General features: G+C 32.2%; 26 protein-coding genes and 2 pseudogenes. 6 read left to right on the top strand and 22 right to left on the bottom strand.

What is annotated here, in order from left to right; genetic code table 11:
* Positions 1-97: 97 nt before the first annotated feature.
* From PL321_RS04390 to PL321_RS04485, 20 genes and pseudogenes are all read right to left on the bottom strand, one after another.
* Complete coding sequence (locus PL321_RS04390) at positions 98-226, bottom strand: hypothetical protein (RefSeq protein WP_273963603.1); 129 nt, start codon at positions 224-226, stop codon at positions 98-100.
* Entirely contained in the window at positions 223-450 is a 228-nt protein-coding gene (locus tag PL321_RS04395; protein WP_273963604.1) for a hypothetical protein, read from the bottom strand. The genes PL321_RS04390 and PL321_RS04395 overlap by 4 nt, the downstream gene beginning before the upstream one ends.
* Before the next feature lie 23 nt (positions 451-473).
* A complete protein-coding gene (locus tag PL321_RS04400) occupies positions 474-797 on the bottom strand; it encodes a radical SAM protein (protein WP_273963605.1) in 324 nt (107 codons plus the stop codon).
* Positions 779-1,039: a hypothetical protein gene (locus PL321_RS04405; RefSeq protein ID WP_273963606.1), complete on the bottom strand. Its 261-nt coding sequence runs from the start codon at positions 1,037-1,039 to the stop codon at positions 779-781. Before PL321_RS04405 ends, PL321_RS04400 begins: the two co-directional genes overlap by 19 nt.
* An 8-nt stretch (positions 1,040-1,047) precedes the next feature.
* Positions 1,048-1,293 (bottom strand): TM1266 family iron-only hydrogenase system putative regulator, encoded by a 246-nt coding sequence (locus tag PL321_RS04410; protein ID WP_273963607.1) that lies wholly within the window; start codon positions 1,291-1,293, stop codon positions 1,048-1,050.
* Between the two features lie 217 nt (positions 1,294-1,510).
* The gene (locus PL321_RS04415; RefSeq protein WP_273963608.1) at positions 1,511-3,247 is read right to left on the bottom strand and encodes an NADH-dependent [FeFe] hydrogenase, group A6; all 1,737 of its coding nucleotides are present in this window, start codon (positions 3,245-3,247) and stop codon (positions 1,511-1,513) included.
* Positions 3,248-3,262: 15 nt separating this feature from the next.
* Positions 3,263-5,056: an NADH-quinone oxidoreductase subunit NuoF gene (nuoF, locus tag PL321_RS04420; RefSeq protein WP_273963609.1), complete on the bottom strand. Its 1,794-nt coding sequence runs from the start codon at positions 5,054-5,056 to the stop codon at positions 3,263-3,265.
* A gap of 14 nt (positions 5,057-5,070) precedes the next feature.
* Entirely contained in the window at positions 5,071-5,472 is a 402-nt protein-coding gene (locus tag PL321_RS04425; protein WP_273963610.1) for a (2Fe-2S) ferredoxin domain-containing protein, read from the bottom strand.
* Positions 5,472-6,020 (bottom strand): ATP-binding protein, encoded by a 549-nt coding sequence (locus PL321_RS04430; protein ID WP_273963611.1) that lies wholly within the window; start codon positions 6,018-6,020, stop codon positions 5,472-5,474. Before PL321_RS04430 ends, PL321_RS04425 begins: the two co-directional genes overlap by 1 nt.
* 9 nt (positions 6,021-6,029) lie before the next feature.
* Positions 6,030-6,533: an NADH-quinone oxidoreductase subunit NuoE gene (gene nuoE / locus PL321_RS04435; RefSeq protein ID WP_273963612.1), complete on the bottom strand. Its 504-nt coding sequence runs from the start codon at positions 6,531-6,533 to the stop codon at positions 6,030-6,032.
* A 554-nt stretch (positions 6,534-7,087) separates the two neighbouring features.
* On the bottom strand, positions 7,088-7,717 hold the full coding sequence (locus tag PL321_RS04440; RefSeq protein WP_273963613.1) for an HD-GYP domain-containing protein: 630 nt from the start codon (positions 7,715-7,717) through the stop codon (positions 7,088-7,090).
* Positions 7,711-8,418, bottom strand: coding sequence for a GGDEF domain-containing protein (locus PL321_RS04445; RefSeq protein WP_273963614.1), 708 nt, complete (start codon positions 8,416-8,418; stop codon positions 7,711-7,713). Before PL321_RS04445 ends, PL321_RS04440 begins: the two co-directional genes overlap by 7 nt.
* On the bottom strand, positions 8,403-8,789 hold the full coding sequence (locus PL321_RS04450) for a hypothetical protein (protein WP_273963615.1): 387 nt from the start codon (positions 8,787-8,789) through the stop codon (positions 8,403-8,405). Before PL321_RS04450 ends, PL321_RS04445 begins: the two co-directional genes overlap by 16 nt.
* Positions 8,790-9,242: 453 nt before the next feature.
* Positions 9,243-10,177: pseudogene (locus PL321_RS04455) on the bottom strand (magnesium transporter CorA family protein).
* A 154-nt stretch (positions 10,178-10,331) separates the two neighbouring features.
* Positions 10,332-10,934, bottom strand: a complete 603-nt coding sequence (locus PL321_RS04460; RefSeq protein ID WP_273963617.1) for a hypothetical protein — start codon at positions 10,932-10,934, stop codon at positions 10,332-10,334.
* Positions 10,935-11,218: 284 nt separating this feature from the next.
* The gene (locus PL321_RS04465) at positions 11,219-11,407 is read right to left on the bottom strand and encodes a hypothetical protein (RefSeq protein WP_273963618.1); all 189 of its coding nucleotides are present in this window, start codon (positions 11,405-11,407) and stop codon (positions 11,219-11,221) included.
* A gap of 219 nt (positions 11,408-11,626) precedes the next feature.
* Complete coding sequence (locus tag PL321_RS04470; protein WP_273963619.1) at positions 11,627-11,833, bottom strand: hypothetical protein; 207 nt, start codon at positions 11,831-11,833, stop codon at positions 11,627-11,629.
* Positions 11,834-12,032: 199 nt separating this feature from the next.
* On the bottom strand, positions 12,033-12,338 hold the full coding sequence (locus tag PL321_RS04475; RefSeq protein ID WP_273963620.1) for a carboxypeptidase-like regulatory domain-containing protein: 306 nt from the start codon (positions 12,336-12,338) through the stop codon (positions 12,033-12,035).
* 134 nt (positions 12,339-12,472) lie between these two features.
* Complete coding sequence (locus tag PL321_RS04480) at positions 12,473-13,108, bottom strand: DUF11 domain-containing protein (protein WP_337961076.1); 636 nt, start codon at positions 13,106-13,108, stop codon at positions 12,473-12,475.
* Positions 13,105-13,710 carry a hypothetical protein gene (locus PL321_RS04485; RefSeq protein WP_273963621.1) on the bottom strand — a complete coding sequence of 202 codons (606 nt, stop codon included), beginning with the start codon at positions 13,708-13,710 and terminating at the stop codon, positions 13,105-13,107. Before PL321_RS04485 ends, PL321_RS04480 begins: the two co-directional genes overlap by 4 nt.
* A gap of 114 nt (positions 13,711-13,824) precedes the next feature.
* On the opposite strand from PL321_RS04485, the gene PL321_RS04490 reads away from it, so the two are divergent.
* From PL321_RS04490 to PL321_RS04510, 5 genes are all read left to right on the top strand, one after another.
* The gene (locus tag PL321_RS04490; protein ID WP_273963622.1) at positions 13,825-14,163 is read left to right on the top strand and encodes a hypothetical protein; all 339 of its coding nucleotides are present in this window, start codon (positions 13,825-13,827) and stop codon (positions 14,161-14,163) included.
* Positions 14,164-14,276: 113 nt separating this feature from the next.
* Complete coding sequence (locus PL321_RS04495; RefSeq protein WP_273963623.1) at positions 14,277-15,185, top strand: M28 family metallopeptidase; 909 nt, start codon at positions 14,277-14,279, stop codon at positions 15,183-15,185.
* 4 nt (positions 15,186-15,189) lie between these two features.
* On the top strand, positions 15,190-15,339 hold the full coding sequence (locus PL321_RS04500; protein ID WP_273963624.1) for a hypothetical protein: 150 nt from the start codon (positions 15,190-15,192) through the stop codon (positions 15,337-15,339).
* A gap of 28 nt (positions 15,340-15,367) precedes the next feature.
* Positions 15,368-15,538 (top strand): hypothetical protein, encoded by a 171-nt coding sequence (locus PL321_RS04505; protein WP_273963625.1) that lies wholly within the window; start codon positions 15,368-15,370, stop codon positions 15,536-15,538.
* Positions 15,539-15,603: 65 nt separating this feature from the next.
* On the top strand, positions 15,604-15,969 hold the full coding sequence (locus PL321_RS04510; protein ID WP_337961077.1) for a GNAT family N-acetyltransferase: 366 nt from the start codon (positions 15,604-15,606) through the stop codon (positions 15,967-15,969).
* Positions 15,970-16,055: 86 nt separating this feature from the next.
* On the opposite strand, the gene prfB is transcribed toward PL321_RS04510, so the two are convergent.
* Positions 16,056-17,174: a peptide chain release factor 2 gene (prfB, locus tag PL321_RS04515; RefSeq protein WP_273964399.1), complete on the bottom strand. Its 1,119-nt coding sequence runs from the start codon at positions 17,172-17,174 to the stop codon at positions 16,056-16,058.
* A gap of 26 nt (positions 17,175-17,200) precedes the next feature.
* Positions 17,201-19,698: pseudogene (gene secA, locus PL321_RS04520) on the bottom strand (preprotein translocase subunit SecA).
* 847 nt (positions 19,699-20,545) lie between these two features.
* On the opposite strand from secA, the gene PL321_RS04525 reads away from it, so the two are divergent.
* Positions 20,546-20,923 carry a hypothetical protein gene (locus PL321_RS04525; protein ID WP_273963627.1) on the top strand — a complete coding sequence of 126 codons (378 nt, stop codon included), beginning with the start codon at positions 20,546-20,548 and terminating at the stop codon, positions 20,921-20,923.
* Position 20,924 lies beyond the last annotated feature (1 nt).

Raw genomic sequence — 20,924 nt, forward strand, 5'->3', positions numbered from 1 at the left:
TTTAATACCTCCTAAATTATGAGGGCATCCCCTCTACTATCTGAAACTTCAAGTCCTAAACTTATTAGATAATTTTCTAATGCAATTCTTTCTTCTTTTATGCTTTTTCATTATTTATTTCCTTTGGATAAATTTCATATAATCTTCTATACTTATGTGGCTCAACCTTCTGCATTATTACATTAGCACCTGCAAAGAACACCTTATCCTTATATCTTGTATTCAATACCCCAAGGGCAGTTGTTGCAGGAAGATGCGGCCTTTTAGAAGGATTCTTGTAAGTGCAACCGCCTTTACAGTTAAAAAGGCACTTCCAGCATCGTATTTTCCAAGGGGTGTATCCTTATGTGGTATAAATGGGCCTATTCCCGCCATATCAACATCAAGTTCCTTTAGGAGCATTATATCCTTTGCAACAGTTCTTACAGTCTGACCTGGAAGCCCTATCATAAATCCGCTTCCAACTTGGTAGCCTAATTTTTTAAATCTCTAAGGCAGCCTACTCTATTTCTAAAATTTGAATGAGGGTGAAGGCTGTTGTACAATTTTTCATCTGCTGTTTCGTGCTTCATTAAAAATCTGTCTGCACCTTTTTTCTTTAAATACTCATATTCTTCAAAGTTTCTCTCACCGATGCTTAAAGTAATTGCAACATCTGCATACTCCTTTATTTTCTCGACTATTTCACCTAAAATTTCCTTTGTATAGTATAAATCCTCTCCAGACTGCAGAACTAAACTTTTGTACCCTGCATCTACAGCCTCTTTAGCACATTCTACTATTTCATCCTTTTCCATTCGGTATCTTGGCAATTTTTGTTACTGCATCTTAATCCACAGTAGTAGCAGTCTGCTCTGCAGTAGCTTGAAAATTCGATAATTCCCCTTATGTGAATTTCATTGCCAAAGTACTTTTTCTTTACTTCATCAGCTACTTTAAATAAAAATTCTGCATCTTCTTCATTTAAAGAAAGTATCCCTTCCATTTCCTCTAATGTTGGCTCATATCCTTCAACTATTTTGTATATTAAATCCTTCATATTATCACCTATTTCTTAGTTAATGCTGATTTTACACTTACACCCTTTATTTTTCCAAGCTTACCTGTCATTGCACTAATCTCATCTGTCGTTCCATCTACGATTAGTGAAATGACAGATACGCCTCTATCTCTATAGGGTATTCCCATTCTACCAATTATTACACTGCTAAATTCGTGAAGAATTGAATTAACGTCCTCTGCTCTTTGTAAATCTTCAACAACTATACCAACAATTCCAAGCCTCTTTTCCATATTAAACCTCCTTAGTAAAACTAAAATGCCCTCCAGCAAAAGCTGGAAGGCATATATAGGCCTAATAATATAAGTCTTTCTACATTCCTTCCCCTCTTGCTCAGAATAGTCTTTGCAATCAGGATACTCTATTTTATCCCCTCAAGCAGTAAAACCACTTCAGCGGATATCTCTAATACTATTTTATCACACTAATGTAATTTACACAATATAACAATTAGAATCTATCTCTCTTTACATAGTGAGTATGAAGAAGTTCGTGTGCCTTATGGCTGTTTGGCTTTCCTAAGAATTCTTCATATAGTCTTATTATATATGGATTCTTATGGGACTTTCTTATTGGCATATCCTTATCTTCATCGTAGATTGCCTTTGCTCTTTCTGCCTTAACATCTATGCAAGCTTGAGTTCTTGAGTCTACTATTGGTTGTCCACCACCTGTTACACATCCGCCAGGACAAGCCATAACTTCTATAAAGTCGTAGTGCTTTTCTCCACTCTTTACAAGTTCCATAAGCTCTCTTGCATTTGAAAGTCCGTGGGCAACTGCTGCTCTTACTGTCTTTCCATTTGGTAGAGTAAGTTCTGCTTCCTTTATTCCAGCTGTTCCTCTTACTTGAACGTAGTCTATGTCTTTTAAATCTTCTCCTGATAGAATATCATAAACTGTTCTTAAAGCAGCCTCCATAACTCCACCTGTTGCACCAAATATTACTGCAGCACCTGTTGATTCTCCAAGTGGATTATCAAATTCTTCATCTGGTAGCTTTACAAAGTCTATTCCTGCTTCCTTTATCATTTGAGCAAGTTCTCTTGTAGTTAGTACATAGTCTACATCTTGTAGATTATCGTTTGATAGTTCTTCTCTTTGTCCTTCAAACTTCTTAGCAACACAAGGCATTATTGAAACAACAACAACATTCTTCTTGTCAACACCAAGCTTTTCAGCAAGGTAGTGCTTAATTATAGCACCCTCCATCTCGTGTGGTGACTTACAAGTTGATAGATTGTCTATAAGTTCAGGATAGAAATGTTCTACAAACTTAACCCATCCTGGACAGCAGCTTGTCATAAGTGGAAGTCTTTCTCCCTTTTCAAGTCTTGAAAGAAGTTCTGTTCCCTCTTCCATTATTGTAAGGTCTGCTGCAAAATCTGTGTCGAATACCTTATCAAATCCTAATCTTCTTAATGCCGCTGCCATCTTTCCAGTTACTCTTGTTCCTATTGGCATTCCAAATTCTTCACCAAGTGCTACTCTTACAGCTGGTGCAGTTTGAACAACAACAAACTTTTCTGGGTCAGCAAGTGCCTTCCATACGTCCTTTATGTTTTCCTTTTCAGTCAAAGCACCAACTGGACAAGCCATTATACATTGTCCGCAGTTTACACATACTGTTTCAGCTATATCTCTATCTAATGCAGTTGATACTCTTGTATTAAATCCTCTTCTTGAAAAATCAATTGCACCTACAGTTTGTACGTTCTTACAAGTATTTATACATCTTCCACAAAGAACGCACTTTTCTTGGTCTCTAACAAGAGAAGGTGAAGAACTATCTATTTCGTAGTTTATTCTTTCTCCTTCAAATCTTATATCTCTTACATTAAGTTCCTTTGAAAGAGTTTGAAGTTCGCAGTTTTCACTTCTATTACAGGATGTACATTCTCTCTTGTGGTTTGAAAGTAGAAGCTCAACAACAGTTCTTCTTGCTTCTCTTACCTTAGGAGTGTTTGTTTTAACTTCCATTCCGTTTTCACAAGGTAAAGTACAAGATGCTATAAGTCTTGGTCCAACTTCAACTACGCATACTCTACAGCTTGATGTATGGCTAACACCCTTTAAGTAGCAAAGGCTTGGTATATTTATGCCTATTTGTCTTGCCGCTTCAATTACTGTCGTTCCTTTTGGTACTTCTACTTCGATTCCATCTATAGTTAACTTTACCATTTCCATTGTTCCTTGTACCTCCTATTTCTTAACTATTGCCTTAAATGGACACTTATCTATACAAGCACCACACTTAATACACTTGTCTTGGTCAATCTTGAACGGACTCTTAACTTGTCCTGAAATTGCATTTACTGGACATTGTCTTGCACATAGGCTACATCCCTTACACTTCTCTTCAATAATTGTGTATTGTAGTAGTGCTTGACATACTCCAGCTGGGCACTTCTTGTCCACAACGTGTGCGACATATTCATCTCTAAAGTGCTTAAGTGTTGATAAAACTGGATTTGGTGCTGTTTGTCCAAGACCACATAGCGAAGCAGCCTTTATTTGCTTTCCTAATTCTTCAAGCTTATCAAGGTCTTCTAAAGTACCCTTTCCTTCAACAATTCTATCTAATATTTCAAGCATTCTCTTAGTACCAATTCTACAAGGAGTACACTTTCCACAGGATTCATCTCTTGTAAAGTCAAGATAAAATCTTGCAACGTCTACCATACAAGTGTCTTCATCCATTACAATCATACCACCTGAACCCATCATTGAGCCAAGTGCTGTTAGTGTATCATATTCAATAGGAGTATCTAAGTGTTCTGCTGTTAGACATCCACCTGATGGACCTCCTGTTTGGACAGCCTTAAACTTCTTTCCGTTTGGAATTCCTCCACCTATTTCATAGATAACTTCTCTTAGAGTTATACCCATTGGAACTTCAACAAGTCCTGTGTTAGTTATCTTACCACCAAGTGCGAAAACCTTTGTTCCCTTGCTCTTTTCTGTTCCCTTTGAAGCAAACCATTCTCCACCTCTTACAATGATTGGAGGTATATTTGCATAAGTTTCAACGTTGTTAATTAGGGTTGGTTTTTCCCAAAGTCCTGATTGTGCTGGGAATGGTGGCTTTGGATTTGGCATACCACGTCTACCTTCTATTGAGTTCATAAGTGCAGTTTCTTCACCACATACAAAGGCACCAGCACCAAGTCTTATTTCTATGTCAAAGCTGAAATCTGTTCCAAATATATTCTTTCCAAGTAGTCCATATTCTCTTGCTTGCTTTATAGCTACCTTTAATCTTTGAACAGCTATTGGATACTCTGCTCTAACATAAATATATCCTTGATTTGCACCTATTGCATATCCTGCAATTGCCATAGCCTCAAGTACTGAATGTGGGTCTCCTTCAAGTATTGATCTATCCATAAATGCACCTGGGTCACCTTCGTCTGCATTACATACAACATATTTTTGGTCTGCCTTTGACTTTGCAGTAAATTCCCACTTTAATCCTGTTGGGAAACCGCCGCCTCCTCTACCTCTTAGACCTGACTTTTTAACTTCTTCAATTACTTGTTCTGGGGTCATTGTAGTTAAAACCTTAGCAAGTGCCTTATATCCATCAAAGGCGATATATTCATCTATGTTTTCAGGGTCTATTACACCGCAGTTTCTAAGTGCAATTCTCTCTTGCTTTTTATAAAATCCTGTTTCATTTAGTGACTTTATTCTTCCTTCATCTATTGTTTCAGTATATAAAAGTCTCTTAACTGGTCTACCTTTTACAAGGTGTTCTGCTACTATCTCTTCAACATCTTCAACCTTTACTCTTGAATAGAAAGCTCCTTCAGGATATACAATAACTACAGGACCTAACTCACAAAGACCGAAGCATCCTGTTCTTACTATCTCTATTCTATTTTCTATATTATGCTTTTTTACTTCTTCCTTAAACTTTTCTAAAATCTTCATTGAATCTGATGATGTACAGCCTGTACCACCACAAACTAAAACCTGTGAACGATAGAAAGCCATTCTTTTCCCTCCAATCACTCTTTTTCTACCTTATAATCGTTTAAAATCTTTCCTTGGATAACGTGCATTGTGTATTCTTCTACAACATTTCCATCCTTAATGTGTTCTCTTACTATTCTTCTTGCCTTTTCAGCATCCATCTTTACATAAGTTACCTTTTCTTCACCTGGCTTTATTACCTCAACAATTGGCTCCATCTTGCAAAGACCTATACATCCAGTCTGAGCAACTACAACATCAGTAAGTCCTAATTTTTCAACCTCTTCCATAATTGCAAGTAAAACAGGTCTTGCACCTGCTGCAATACCGCAAGTTGCCATACCAACAACTATTCTTGTTGTTGTTCTATCCTTTCTTTGGTTAACCTTATCAAGGGTCCTTTTTCTGATTTCTTCTAATTCTTGTATTGTTTTCATTAGAAGGCACCTCCACTAATTTCTTTTAAATTTTCTTTTATATATTCTTTTATCCACAAAAGTACCTCAGGACTGCTTATATCTTCACTTCCAAGTATCCTTTTAATCTCTCTTGAATCAAGTACAAACTTTTTATCATTTACTGTGTGTTGGTAAAGTAAATCTATTTTTGGATTTAACAAAACCGATACTACAGTATCCTCAATCCTTCCAAGTGGTGGCCTGTCTATATTATTATGTTCCATCGTCGCCACAACTTCTGTTCCTACATTAACCATAGAATATACCTTTAAACTTCCATTACATCTTAAACAGGTGCTTTCAAATAAAGATAGACCCAAGCCAACTCTTCTTGTTGTTCTTGATGTAACAAAAGGGTCCGTTATATTCTTTAACATTTCTTCCTCTATACCCTTACCATTATCCTTTATTTTTATAGTAAGGATATTTTTAGAAGTGTCTTCTTCAATATAAAGTTCAATGAGCGTTGCATTTGCACTAATTGAATTTTCAATTATATCCATTATATGAAGCGAAAGCTCCCTCATAATATCTCCTTATTTTTCTTGATATTCTTTTAAAATGTTTGGAATATCATCTGGAGTAATTCTTCCATAAACCTTTTCACCTATAACCATTACAGGTGCAAGTCCACAAGCTCCAAGACATCTTGTAGCTTCGAGTGTAAACTTTCCGTCCTCTGTTGTTTTCCCAACTTCTACATTAAGCTCCTTGCTTATTCTATCAATTAGACCTTGAGCTCCCTTTACATAGCAAGCTGTTCCAAGACAAACTCTTATTATGTGTTCTCCCTTTGGTTCAAGTGAGAAATATGAATAGAAGGAAGCAACACCAAAGATTTCTGCCATTGGAATATCAAGTTCCTTTGAAACTATCTTTAAAATGTCCTCTGGTAGATAGCCATATGTATCCTGTATTTCGTGTAATACTGGTATAAGGCCACCCTTTACTGTCTTATGTTCTTCAATTACCTTCATTACTTTTTCCAGTCTTTCATCAACGTGATTTCCGCCACAGCAGCAGCAATTTTGTTGATTCATCAGATTCACACCCCTTGCTTGTTATTTTTATGGCATATTTGATTATATATTATTGGCTAATGAACAAAGTCATTAACCATAATAAACTTTTAATTTGTAATTTTCAAACAATTTAATTATAAACTAAAAAAATATCTAATTCAATGTTATTAAATGTCAACAAAAATTAGTTTGTTACAAATTTAACAAATTTGACACAATTTTTAAACAATTTGACTAAAGTAATATATCATATATACATCATCATTTCAATGTTTGTTACAATAATTTTAAAATAGCAGAAGCTGTTATATATCAGCTAAAACCTAAATATGTTTTAAAAACTTTCTTTTAGTATATGTAAAAGCTATAAATAAAAGAATTTTTATATTCTGTTGTAATACAAATTAGCTATAGTATCTAATAATTATAAAAATTATTTCGACTATAAAAATACCAACTAAAAAATTTCTAAAGGCTGTTTAATATGTTTTATCAATTTTTAACAAGATAAAAAGTCCTACTATCTCGAATGAAACCATCGTGAGAGTAGGACTTTTCATTTAATCATTCCTTTATTCATAACTCATTGCAATCTCAATAATCCTTAAAAATGCATTAACTACTTTTGCATCGAATTGTTTTCCTGATTCTTCCTTTAAAATTTTAACTGCCTTTTCTATTGACATACCCTTTCTATAAGGTCTATCTGTTATCATTGCATCAAAGCTGTCTGCAACCGCAAGTATTCTGGCACCAAGTGGTATCTCTTCTCCAAACCTTTCCTTTGGATACCCAGAAAAGCCTTCCTTTGCTTCATCATATCTTTCGTGATGATATCTAATTAAAGGTGCCACATCCTTTAATATATTTAATGAAGTTACTATCTCATATCCGTATATAGGATGTTTGGATATTATACTCAATTCATCCTGTGTTAATGGTCCATTCTTATTTAATATTTCAGTAGGAACTAAAATCTTACCTATATCGTGGAGAAGTCCTGCAGTATAAATTGTTTTTATTTGGTTTTCAGGTAGGTTCATCTCCTTTGCTATAAGTGTTGCATATTCTGCAACCCTGCTTGAGTGTCCCTCTGTATAGCTGTCCTTTAACTGAACAATCTTTAGAAAACTCTTTAACACCTCAATCTGCTGTTCTTCTAACTTCTCTCTATTCTTTTCTTTAATCAGTTCATTTACCATATGTTTTTTGATAATCTCTTTTGGGACAACTTTATTTCTACATTATATAATGCCTTTTCTAAATTCGTGTGTTCATTTAATGTTAGATTGTAGAAGGTAAATCCTATTTTTTCCTTTAAAATTTTGTTTTGTTCTGCTACATACCTTGTCAATTTACATATTCTATCCTTTATTTCCTTCTCCTGTTTATTTAAAAATATGATTAAAAACTCATCTCCTCCATATCTTATACATATTGAATCCTGGCCTAAAAATCTATCTATTATTAAAGATATAGTTCTTATTCTATTATCTCCTTCTTGTATGCCGTATTTTGAATTGTATGCCTGCATCTCGTCAATATCTATAAGAATTAATGATATAGGATATACCCTATGTTTAAACATTTTTATCTTATTTAAAATATCTGGTAGCTTTTCTCTTTTATAAAATTGAGTAAGTTTATCAAATATATTTTCATATTCAAACCACTTTACATTATTTGTTATTGTCTTGATATTTGCAAACATTCTTAATACCATTAAAGAAAAAATAACTATATATATACCGATATTTTCAATGTTCAAATTCAAATTACTATTTAATTTAATGAAGGAGATTACAAAAATTAAAAGTAATATACTGTACATCCAAGCAAAATAAACTTCTAAGTTTCTTGTCTTTAATGAAGACTTAATATATGAGGTTATGGTATCCTCCATACCCTTTTAAGAAGATGATATACTCCAAATGTAATGCTTATACCTGTATAACAGTACAGTATATCTGCAAAGGCTGTATAGGCATTATTTATATTAGAACCTATTATAAAATAAATTAAGTCTGCAACAAAGTAAAACACCAATGAGGCAATAACGTACATTACGTGTCTTCTTATCTTAATTTCAGAGGTCATCTTCAAAGCATTCATAACTATATAAAACAATAGTATTACATCAAACAGTACATAGACTATTTCATAAGAAAATTCCTTTAAAATATTGTTTGAAAAAATTAACAACGTTGAGTATATAAAGGTATAGCAAAATATTAATGCATCTATTAATATTGATTTATTAAATCTAAAGAGCATAAAGTTTTTGTATAGTTTATCAAGTGCTAAAAATACATTGATGTAGGCTATGAAATAAAAATATGATATATATTGCTATTACTATATACCGTAAGCAAATCACCTATCAGTGAAAATATTAAAAAAACATTAGATTTAAGAAATAATTAATTTTTATTTTTTATACGCTCTGTAGCATAAATACGAAGATACAATATAGATAGAGGCTTCAATAGAATTTATTATATTTATAAAGTGTATATCAGTCCAATAAAACTTACTAATTACGAACGCAACAATGACTAATAAAGAAATCAATATATGCCCCAGCCATAATTCTCTTTTCGTCATAATAACCCTCTTTTTAAACATTTTTACTTTATTATACTAAACTTTTACTAAATTATCTATATTTTATACAAAAATTAAACAAAAAACAACAATAAATACAAAAGTTAGGCCAAGGCCTAACTTTTAAAACATATCCTTTTTTGCTAAATAATATGTTGCAATACCTGTTGCAAAAGCTGTAATTAAAAGCACAAAATAAAAACCATAGGGATTTTCAGCAAAAGGAACAGGTACATTCATTCCCCAAAGTCCTGCAAAAACTGATGGAATAGATATAACTATTGTAATAGATGCTAAAAACTTCATAACTATATTTAAATTATTAGAAATAATTGACGCAAAGGCATCCATTGTTCCACTTAGTATATTACTGTATATATTTGCCATCTCTATTGCCTGTTTATTTTCTATTATAACATCCTCAAGAACATCCTGGTCTTCTGGATATCTATTTATCATATCAAGCTTTAACATCTTTTCAAGAGTTATCTCATTTGCCTTAAGAGATGTTGAAAAATACACAAGGCTCTTTTCTAATTCAAGAAGCTGTATAAGCTCTTTATTTTTCATCGACCTGTGAAGCCTTGCCTCTATTACTGAACTTGTTTTATCTATTTGCTTTAGATAATTTAAATAGTAGGTTGATATTCTAAAGAGTATTTGAAGTATAAATCTTGACTTTTTATAAGTGTAAAAGCTTTTGATTTTTCCCTTTGAAAAATCTTCAAGTATCTTATTTTCCTCAAGGCATATTGTTACAATATAATCATTATTTAGTACAATTCCAAGTGGTATTGTATAATAATTTAATTTTTGTTTTCAACATCAATAAATGGAATATCAAAAATAAATAAATATTGCTCATCTTCAATTTCTAAACGTGAACTTTCTTCTTCATCTAATGCTGATTTTAAAAAATCAACCATAATACCTGTTTTATTTGATACATATTCAAGCTCAGTATCTGTTGGATTAATTATATTAATCCAACATCCCTTTTCAATTGCTTCTACTTCAACTGTAGTATTATCTTGAACTGTCTTATAAATCTTTATCATACTGTGCACTCCCTTCCACACCCACAAGGGTGCAGAATAACGTGCACCCTTGTGGTCTATTTTATACTACTATAAGGCCCATCTCCCATATATTTACACCTCTTTAAAGTATATATTACAATAATAATTTACATTATATATCAAAAAAGACAACCTATTTTTCCTCAGGATTTAAAATTATAATAGGTTTTGGAGGAACAATTATATCCTTATCTCCACCATTTTTAGGAAATACATTCGGTCTTTCACAAATACCTGTTATTCCTACAATATATCTTCTCTGTTCAATAAGTTCTCCATACTGCTTTATCTTTTTAGTTAACAAATCAAAGGACACCCTAATTGCCCTTTCATATTTTTCAATTGTATTTCTAAAATGCTTAAAGTCATTTCTCTGATCGTGTTTTCCATTGGCTGCTACTGTACCATTTATAACAACCCCATCAAATATTTTAAAAAGCTCTGTTAAGGCTCCAACCACATTAAAGGAGTTTATATTGTAATTATTTGATTGAATTGGGGTAATTAAAATCTCCTGAAGTATGCATTTTATTATATATCTTATTTCATCCTCTACAACTGCTATCTTATATTCAAGTTCAAGCTCAATCAACCTTAATATTTTTAATAAACTCTCATTTACCTTATCCCTTAATGCAACAACAATATAGTACTTTATCATTGTTATGCATTCCTTCTCTGTCAGCGTTCTTTTTCTATCTGCATCAAAGGGAACATAGTTTACATTGTAAAGCATCCTGATTATCTGCCTCTTATTAAATCTTCCAAAGTTTATTTCTATAAACTTATCATATCCTGTAGATATTAGTATATCTTCCGCCTTACATCTCCATTCAACATCATCTATTTTTTCTATTATTTCCCTTATACTTACTCTAAATATTAAATATTCAAAGACATTGACTAAAATCTCCTCTTCAACCTTTTCTGCAACAAGTGCCAGTTTATAATTTCTGCAATCCTCATCAACATAAGGTGGTATATATTCTCTATTGCATATCTTATTATAAGCATCAATAATTACCTGCTTTTTCTACAGGCATTACAAGGATTATATAAAACCCTCTTATCTTTTATGCCACCTTCAATACTTTCCTTTACAAACTCATTAAAGCAATCATCAAATTCACAATCATCATCAACAGTTTCAAATCTTTCAGATAGCCTTTTAATAAAATCGTCTATCTGTTTATCTATGTTGTCTCCCATAAAACCCCACCTTATATCTTAATACTATTATAGTATATTATTTATTTAAAAAATAATGATTTTTCAAATATTCGAAAAAGTTTTCAACAATATCCACAAGCTTGTCCACATATTATACACATCGTTTTTTATCCAAATTTCTTCCACATTTTTTCACATATTATTCCACAGGCTTATCCACAGGAATTGTGGATAAGCCTGAAATTCAGTGGATAACTCTTAGCAATCTCCTTCTACTTGCCCTTTTACTAATATATCCATAGGTTCTACAAAGAATCCTTTAAATTCTATATCACAGAAGTTATATAGTTTACTAAAGTCTCTACATAATTTAAACTTATTAACCCTATATTTATATTTAAATTCTCTTTCACAAATTTTTTCTTCTAATGGATAACAAATTGAGTATTCAAGTAAATTAATCATTAAATCTTTTCCTTCGTGTTTGTAAATTATATTTTTTCTATTATAAACTTTAAAATAATCTTGTTGTCAAAAACTCTATATTCAAATTTATCTACTACATCGCTACCACATTCTAAAGCATATTTTTCGTGTAAGCATACAATTTGGTTTAATATAATATTGCCATCTATTCTTTCTATTATTTTATCAGCATATATATCTAAGTTATCTTCAAATTCACTGTCAACAACTTCTTTTTCAAAAGTCTTACGTCGTAAATTATATATTCATCTGTATATATGATTGGTGCAATAAATTTCTTATAATATCCATCCTTCTCAAATATAATTGTATAAACCCCAACTGGAAGATTAAAACTATATTCTTGGCTAAAAACTTCACTCATAATTAAATTACATTCCCTATACACTTTTACTCTTACATCGGATAATAACTCTTTTGTTTTACAATCTAATATTTTCCCTGAAAGATTTATTTGTATATCATCATATACCGCTTTAACCAAAACTCCCTCATCTCTTACAACATCAGTCGTTTCTGCATTTAAAGCAGAGGCACGTGCTTCATTTAGATACTGTAGACCTGGAAGTATAAAATATCCATTAAATTCTATCCTTAAGTTTTCCTGTTGATCTGGATCTAAATCTCCAACACTCCAAACAATTGTACTTGTATCTGTATCGTAAAAACTGTACCTGCTGAAGAATAAAAGGTTGGAACTCCATCTGTAAATACAAAATATTTATTTAACTCATCTACTACTTTTGCATCATATATCTTAACTTCTGAAATATTTTTTATTGTTATATTTACCTCCCAATAATCCCTTTTACAAGCATTGATTTCAGTAGGTCCTTCAGTTAATGTTTTTGTTAATTCTATTTGGCCTCCCTCTTCATTAACACAAACACCCATATCACTCACAGGACCAACGGGTTCTATATTATCACCAGTTAATGTTGCAAAATTTATAATTTTAAATCCAGGATATTTAAATGCACCTGTTATCTCTACCTCAAGTGTTGCAGTATTACCTGAACCAAGGTCTCCTATATCCCACGTAACTGTAGACATATTCTCATCAAAATCTGCCGAGCCAAGACTTGGAGTTAGTGATACATCTGTATCTTCCAACTCTAATTCTGCATTAATAACATCTTTAACAATCAATCCTTCTGCAGTTGATTCTGATGTGTTAATAACTGTTAGTGTATATTTCCAAGTTCTCTCTTCTTCTGGCCTTATGCACTCTGGATAAACAGGACCCTCTGTTATTTCCTTTTTAACATTACTTCAGGTTGAAGTCCCTTATTTATTTCATCACCACAAATTATGTCCTTAATCAAGATTAGATTTTGTGTCGAAGTAAAATAACATAGACTAAATACAGTTGTATCGAAGTTAAATCCTTCAAAGGCCGATAAAGGTGCCCTAAAGTCTAAAAAATAGTCATCATTTGGAGTTTTTCCACACGCAAACTGTGTAGTTGCCTTTATCACCCTAACATTTGTACCAAGCACAACCGGAACATTATATATAATTACTCCAAAGGGATTTGTAATTAAAAGTCTATAGTTTGCACCGCTTGTATCTATTGTAAAAGTATACTTTAAGCCTGATCCAAAATTAATAAAAACTCCCCAAACAAATTCTTTAAAGTCTCCTGATACGTTTTTAAGAGGTGTATCATTTAGTCGCATTCTAAAACATACATCCCTTTCCTCCTCTGTAATAGGGTCAATATAGTAATATGCTGCTGGATTTAGTAAGTCTCCTACAATATCTGTTGAACAAGGAGATGCATTGTTTGGTACGGCAGTTATAGGTAGTCCATCTTGAGTATAGATAATCCACAGGCTATCGTTTATAGGGAACATTTAATCACCTCTTTTATGTTTTCTATAACTATAATATCTATATTTTTACAAAAGGTTCCTCTTAATTTAGCCTAAATTATAAAAACTTTTCATATAATTATACGAGGTGATTTTATGAAAAAATTTGCTGCAGTAATTTTATTATTTATATGTCTTTTATCTACTTCCTTCACTCCAATAAAGTTTAACAAGCAAAATGTATATGAAATAACAAAGGAACTATCTTCTGATAAATATCGAGGAAGGCTTTCAGGTGATAAAGGAAATAAACTTGCAGAGGATTATATTGCTACAGAGTTTAAAAGGATTGGTCTAAAACCTCTTTATACTGATTTTAGGCAGAGCTTTGAGGTTTTTGTTCCTTTAATCGAGGGTGAATGCACCCTTAAGGTTTTTGACAATGAAAAAAACTTGTTAAAGAATACAGATATGGAGATGACTTTAAAGAAATAATATCTGGATTATCTCAGGGAGGAAAGATATTAACTAAGCTTGATGACACTTCTATTAAGTTTGAAACAAGGATTACAAGCGAAAGTATAAGTAGCTATGATTATGATAAGAGATTGTTAAAACAGGGTGTAAAGGCTGTTATTTATTCCTTTGATAGAATGATGAGGTTTAGAAGTCCCTACAAGGAACAGATGGATTATAAAGAAGGACTTATTAAAATTTCTGTTCAGACAAATGTTTTAAGGGAGCTTGAGCAATTTAAAAGGCAGGGATACTATATTGAAATAAAAAGCCCAGTGAACTATAAAAAGGTTAAGGTTAGTAATATTGTTGGAATAAAGGAAGGAAAGGATAAAACTCTTCCTCCATTAATTTTCTCTGCACATCTTGACCACGTTGGATTTGATGCAGATGGTGTAATATACCCAGGTGCTCTTGATAATGCTTCTGGAGTTGCATTCTTACTTGAAGTAGCAAGGGCTCTTAAAAATACAAACTATGATAGAAATATCATATTTATTGCCTTTAATGCAGAAGAAGTTGGACTTATTGGCTCTTCATACTTTGTTAAAAATAGTAAAGTTGATTTAAAGGATGCAGAGGTTATTAATTTTGATATGGTGGGTTCAAAACAGGATGTACCCTTAAGCATTTTATCCTCCAGCAATAGAAGTAATTTTTCAAGAAATATTTTAGGACTTCTAAAGGATAAAATAAAATGCAAAAGTATCTATCAAGACAACAGCGACCACGCACCCTTCTGCTATAAAGATATAAAAGCTGTTACCTTTATACACGATGATACAAGCAAAATCCATACCCCTAAAGATACAATAGAAAATATTGATATTGATAGATTTGGGGATGTTTTTAATGCAGTCAATATATATCTTGAGAGTCGTACTAAATTAGTTTACAATCCAATAATTAGTGAGTTTTCCTTTAGTTCAATAATTATAGGTTATATTATTGCATTCATAATACTCCAATCAATATATCTTGTAATAAGTAAAAGAGAGTGATATTATGGCTCATTTTGCCACAATTTTAGATTTTAAAAGGATTATAAAACATAAGCCAAGTTATATTACTGAAGAGGAACTTTATAACATATACAATGATGGATATATGGTAGTTTCTGATATTAATCCCTATTCATTTTTCATATCCTGTTAGGTACTATGACAGTTTAATAATTAGATATTTGATAAAGGACTATGATGAACTTGTTGATATGTTAAAGCCTTATTTAGATTTGTTTAATGAAGATATTTATATAGCAAATATACCAGAAAACAAATTAGAATTATTTAAACAAATGAATTTCTACCCTGTCTTTAAACTTAATACTATGATTAAAAAAACTATGAGATAAAAAATAATATACCTAGCTGCTATTTTATACCCTATTCCAACATTTATTCTAAAAATCTAATTGACATAGATAACAGCTTCTTTAGTGATATTTTTAAACTACAGCCCCATCATATAATCGAAATGTCTAAAGACCCCTATATAAAAATTACACTGTGTATTTATGAAAACAATTGTATAGGTTACAGTATATACAAACTAAATTATACACTTGGTTTTGGATATATAATAAAAATCGCTGTAGATAGAGATTATCAAAATAGAGGTTTTGGTTCTATGCTTTTAATGGATATAATCAATTCCTTTAGAACTAAAGGGGTACTCCCTATATTAATCGACTGCCTCGACTCATCTGTAGCCTTCTTTGAAAAACACGGATTTTATGTTGTCTGCTCAAACTATTTATTGAAACACCCCCAAAACCTACCATAGTGAGAGCATATCAATCCTAAAGAGGCTAATCTAACCATATAGTCTAAAGCCACATTAAGGATGTTAATCCTTAATGTGGCTTTAAATTACTCTATATCAGTACTACCATTTGCTGTTTGACCCTTTAGGAAAGCATTTATAAACTCATCTATTTCTCCATCCATAACTGCTTGAACATTACCAATTTCAACACCTGTTCTATGGTCTTTAACAAGAGTATATGGTTGGAATACATAGGATCTTATTTGGCTTCCCCATCCGATATCCTTTAGGTCTCCAGTTAAGTCTTCTATCTTTTCCTTGTGTTCTCTCTCTTTAAGTTCTATCAGTTTTGATTTTAACATCTTCATTGCTCTATCACGGTTTGCGTGCTGTGAACGTTCTGTCTGACATTGAACTACAATACCTGTTGGTATATGCGTAATTCTAATCGCTGACTCTGTCTTGTTTACGTACTGTCCACCTGCACCACCTGAACGATAAGTGTCTACCTTTAAATCCTCAGCCCTTATATCAATATCCTGTTCAGGTGTAATTTCTGGCAGAACTTCGACTGATGCAAAGGACGTATGCCTTTTACCTGCTGCATCAAAGGGAGAAATTCTAACCAATCTGTGAACACCTTTTTCTGCCTTTAAATATCCATAGGCATATTCTCCCTTTATTTCAAGGGTAACACTCTTAACTCCTGCTTCATCACCTGGAAGCATATCAACAACCTCAACCTTGTAACCCTTCTTTTCTGCCCATCTTGTATAGAGTCTTAAAAGCATTGATGTCCAATCGCAGGCCTCTGTTCCACCAGCACCTGCGTGTATTGTAAGTATTGCATTATTTTTATCGTATTCACCTGATAGAAGTATTTCTATCTTAAAATCCTCTATTTTCTTTTCTATTTCTTTTCTTTCCTGAACTATTTCATCTAATGCATCTAAGTCCTCTACTTCGTCGGATAGTTCAATTAAAACCTCAAGGTCATCAACCCTTCTTACAAGGTCTTCATATCTTTCTACCTTATCCTTTAAGGATTTTAGCTTTTGAGTAACAACCTGAGCATTTTGAGGATCATCCCAAAAGCTTGGGTCATTCATTTTATTCTCCAAGTTTTCAATCTCGCTCTTTAAACTGGCGATGTCAAAGAGAAGCCCCATTTCCTTTAGTGCTTCCCTCATTGGATTAATTGCTGCATAGTGTTCTTCAAACATTACGTGCACTATAATCACCTTCCCTATTATTTATTTCTTCCACAACAATGTTTGTATTTTTGCCACTGCCACAAGGACATAGTTCATTTCTTCCTATTTCCTTTTCCTTCTTTACTGGAGTCTTTTTACTGACTCATCATAGTTTGTTGATGTTTCCTTTGCTACTCTTTCTCTCTTTACCTCTTTTTCTGGCTTTAATCTACATAAAAATCTTAAAGTATCTTCCTTTATACTGTATATCATTTCATCAAACATATTCATACCTTCAATTTGGTATTCATATATTGGATCTCTTTGTCTATATGCTCTAAGCCCTATACCTTGCTTTAAGTGGTCCATTGCATCGATATGATCCATCCACTTAACGTCAACTGTTCTTAAAAGAACTATTCTTTCAATCTCTCTGATTTTATCATCCTCAAAGTCCTTTTCTTTATTTTCATATACTTTATTTGCAATACTTAATAGTTTTTCTCTTATTTCATCTTTACTTAATGACTCAAATTCATCTATATTAATCTTTTCTGAAATATTAAATACATCTACAAAGTAGTTAATTAATCCTTTTAAATCCCATTCTTCCTTATGTCTATCATCTGATATATGTGAATTTATCGCCGCATCTACAATATCCCCTATCATCTTGAATATTGTATCGCGAAGATTTTCACCCTCAAGAACCTGTCTTCTTTGGTTGTAAATTATCTCTCTTTGTTTATTCATTACGTTGTCATATTGTAAAAGGGCTTTTCTTATTTCAAAGTTGTTTCCTTCAACTTTCTTTTGTGCCTGTTCAATTGCATTTGTAACCATCTTACTCTCAATTGGTTCATCATCTGGCATTCCTAATTTTTCAACTAAATTTTTAATCTTTTCAGAACCGAATAGACGCATTAAGTCATCTTCAAGGGATATATAAAATCTTGATTCTCCAGGGTCTCCCTGACGTCCTGAACGTCCTCTTAATTGGTTATCAATTCTTCTTGATTCGTGTCTTTCTGTACCTATTATCTTAAGTCCACCAAGTTCAGCAACGCCCTCTCCAAGCTTTATATCAGTACCACGACCTGCCATATTAGTCGCAATTGTAACCATTCCCTTTGACCAGCATTTGCAACTATTTCTGCTTCCTTTTCGTGATACTTTGCATTAAGCACCTGATGAGGTATCCCTCTTTTCTTTAACATATCTGAAAGTAACTCTGACTTTTCAATGCTTATTGTACCAACAAGTACAGGCTGGCCTTTTTATATGTTTCAACAATTTCATTTGCAATGGCATTAAATTTTGCAAATTCTGTTTTATATACAATATCTGGATAATCCCTTCTGATAACAGGTTTATTTGTCGGTATTACAATAACATCTAACCCATAAATTTCCCTAAATTCACTTTCTTCTGTTTGTGCAGTACCTGTCATACCTGCTATTTTGTTATATAATCTAAAGTAATTTTGGAAGGTAATAGTTGCAAGTGTTTTAGATTCGCTTTGAACCTTAACACCTTCCTTTGCTTCAATAGCCTGATGCAAACCATCGGAGTAGCGTCTACCATACATTAATCTTCCTGTAAACTCGTCTACTATTATTATTTCCCCATCTTTTACAACATAGTCTATATCTTTCTTCATTAATTTATGGGCCTTTAATGCCTGTATAACGTGATGCTGTATTTCCATATTTTCTGCATCTGCGTAATTTTCTATTTTAAAGAATCTTTCTGCCTTTTGAACACCAGTTTCTGTTAATATAACAGCGTGTTGTTTTTCATCAACTTCATAATCTTCTTTAGATAATGTTCTAACAAAGGTATCTGCAACTTGATAAAAATAAGTTGACTTTTCACCTTCACCTGAGATAATAAGCGGTGTTCTTGCTTCGTCTATTAATATTGAGTCAACTTCGTCGATAATTGCATAGTTTAATTCCCTTTGAACCATTTCTTCTTTATAGATAACCATATTATCTCTTAGATAATCAAAACCAAACTCATTATTGGTTCCATAGGTTATATCGCTGTTGTATGCTTCTCTTCTTTGTGTTGCATCTAACTCGTGGGTAATAACCCCAACAGTTAACCCTAAAAATTCATAGATTTTACCTGTCCAATCTCTATCACGCTTTGCTAAGTAATCATTTACGGTTATTACGTGAACTCCTCTTCCTGTTAATGCATTTAAATATGCAGGCAATGTAGCAACAAGTGTTTTACCTTCACCTGTCTTCATTTCTGCTATTCTACCTTGATGAAGTACAATACCACCAATTAATTGAACTCTATAATGTTTCATACCGTGAACTCTCCAGGCAGCTTCTCTAACAACTGCAAAAGCTTCTGGTAAAATATCATCTAAAGTTTCACCATTATTCAGTCTTTCTTTAAATTCGTAGGTTTTATTCTTCAATTCTTCATCCGTAAGCTTTGACATTTCTGATTCTAGTGATTCTATTTTTTCAACCAACGGCATTATCCTCTTAATTTCTCTATCACTGTATGTACCAAAAATCTTTTCTAATATACTCATTTTTTCACCTTCTCTTATAATCTTATTTAAATACAAATTTCATTATATCATTTAAACCTTTCATTATCAATATTGAAAGGTTAATATTATGTTGATTAATTATTATACAAAAATTTTTTAGCAAAATTTAGTTGACAAATTTCACCTTTAAGGTTACAATAATAGTAAAGATATGTAGATATTTGACGAAATTTGAAACCCCCAATACACCACTCCCCTACCCACTTAGTGTGGGTATTTTTTTATTATAAAGAAGGAATTATAAAAAAACATAGAATATATATTTAATAACAAATGTTGGGGGTGTTTTTGGATGATATGCTTCTTCATCAATTAGTAGAAGAAGTTAGACTTCTAAGAGAAGAAATTAGACTTTTAAATTTAAAAATTGATGGGGGAATCAACTAAAGAAAAATTTAATTAAAATAGAAAAATTAAATCCAACTGGAACTTCTGAAGCTCAAAACGATAATATTCAGATCAATAATCAAAACGCTGCTATATCTTATATTATGTCGAGAAAAATGATGATAAAGAATTATAAAACTGATGTTGATGATGATATTTTTATGAAGCTCTCTAATTATCTTGAAATAGATATGAATATCTTAGGGAATTATATGCTGCTATAAAACCTTCTTTATCAAACGGAAATAGTTTCTTTTTAATATGCAAAACAAGCCACAGGAAGTTATAACCTACTGTACTCAATTTTGCAGCCTCCTTTATAAGAATGCTTTTTATCTAATTATTCCTACAAGAAATCAAATAGAATTATAACAGGTGCACCCCAAAGAGTTGGTAGGGTTATAAACTTTTTACAGGTGGGTGGCTTGAAAACTATATTTTGAATACTGTAATTAGTGAGCTTCACGCAAAGGGAATTAATAACTTTTCCTTTGTTCAAAACTGCCAGTTGGAACTACCAAATGGCGATAACTTTGAAGTTGATATGCTGTTTATAGTTAAAGATGTTCCTATATGGATAGAATGTAAAACAGGAGATTATCAAAGATATATATCAAAGTACTCGGATTTTAGAAAACGTATGGGAACTACCAAGGAAAATTCACTCCTAATAATTTCAGACCTTCAGGCAGGACTTAGCAAAAATTTATCTTCAACATTTGATTTAACTGCAATGAGTTTATCTGAAGCAAAGCATTATATAAGTGAGCTCATAGAAAGCATTCAAAGCAAGATACCAAGAGAAGAAGGGGCGTAAA

Origin of the sequence: Caloramator sp. mosi_1 (genome assembly GCF_028622835.1) — a bacterium.
Taxonomy (GTDB): domain Bacteria; phylum Bacillota; class Clostridia; order Clostridiales; family Caloramatoraceae; genus Thermobrachium.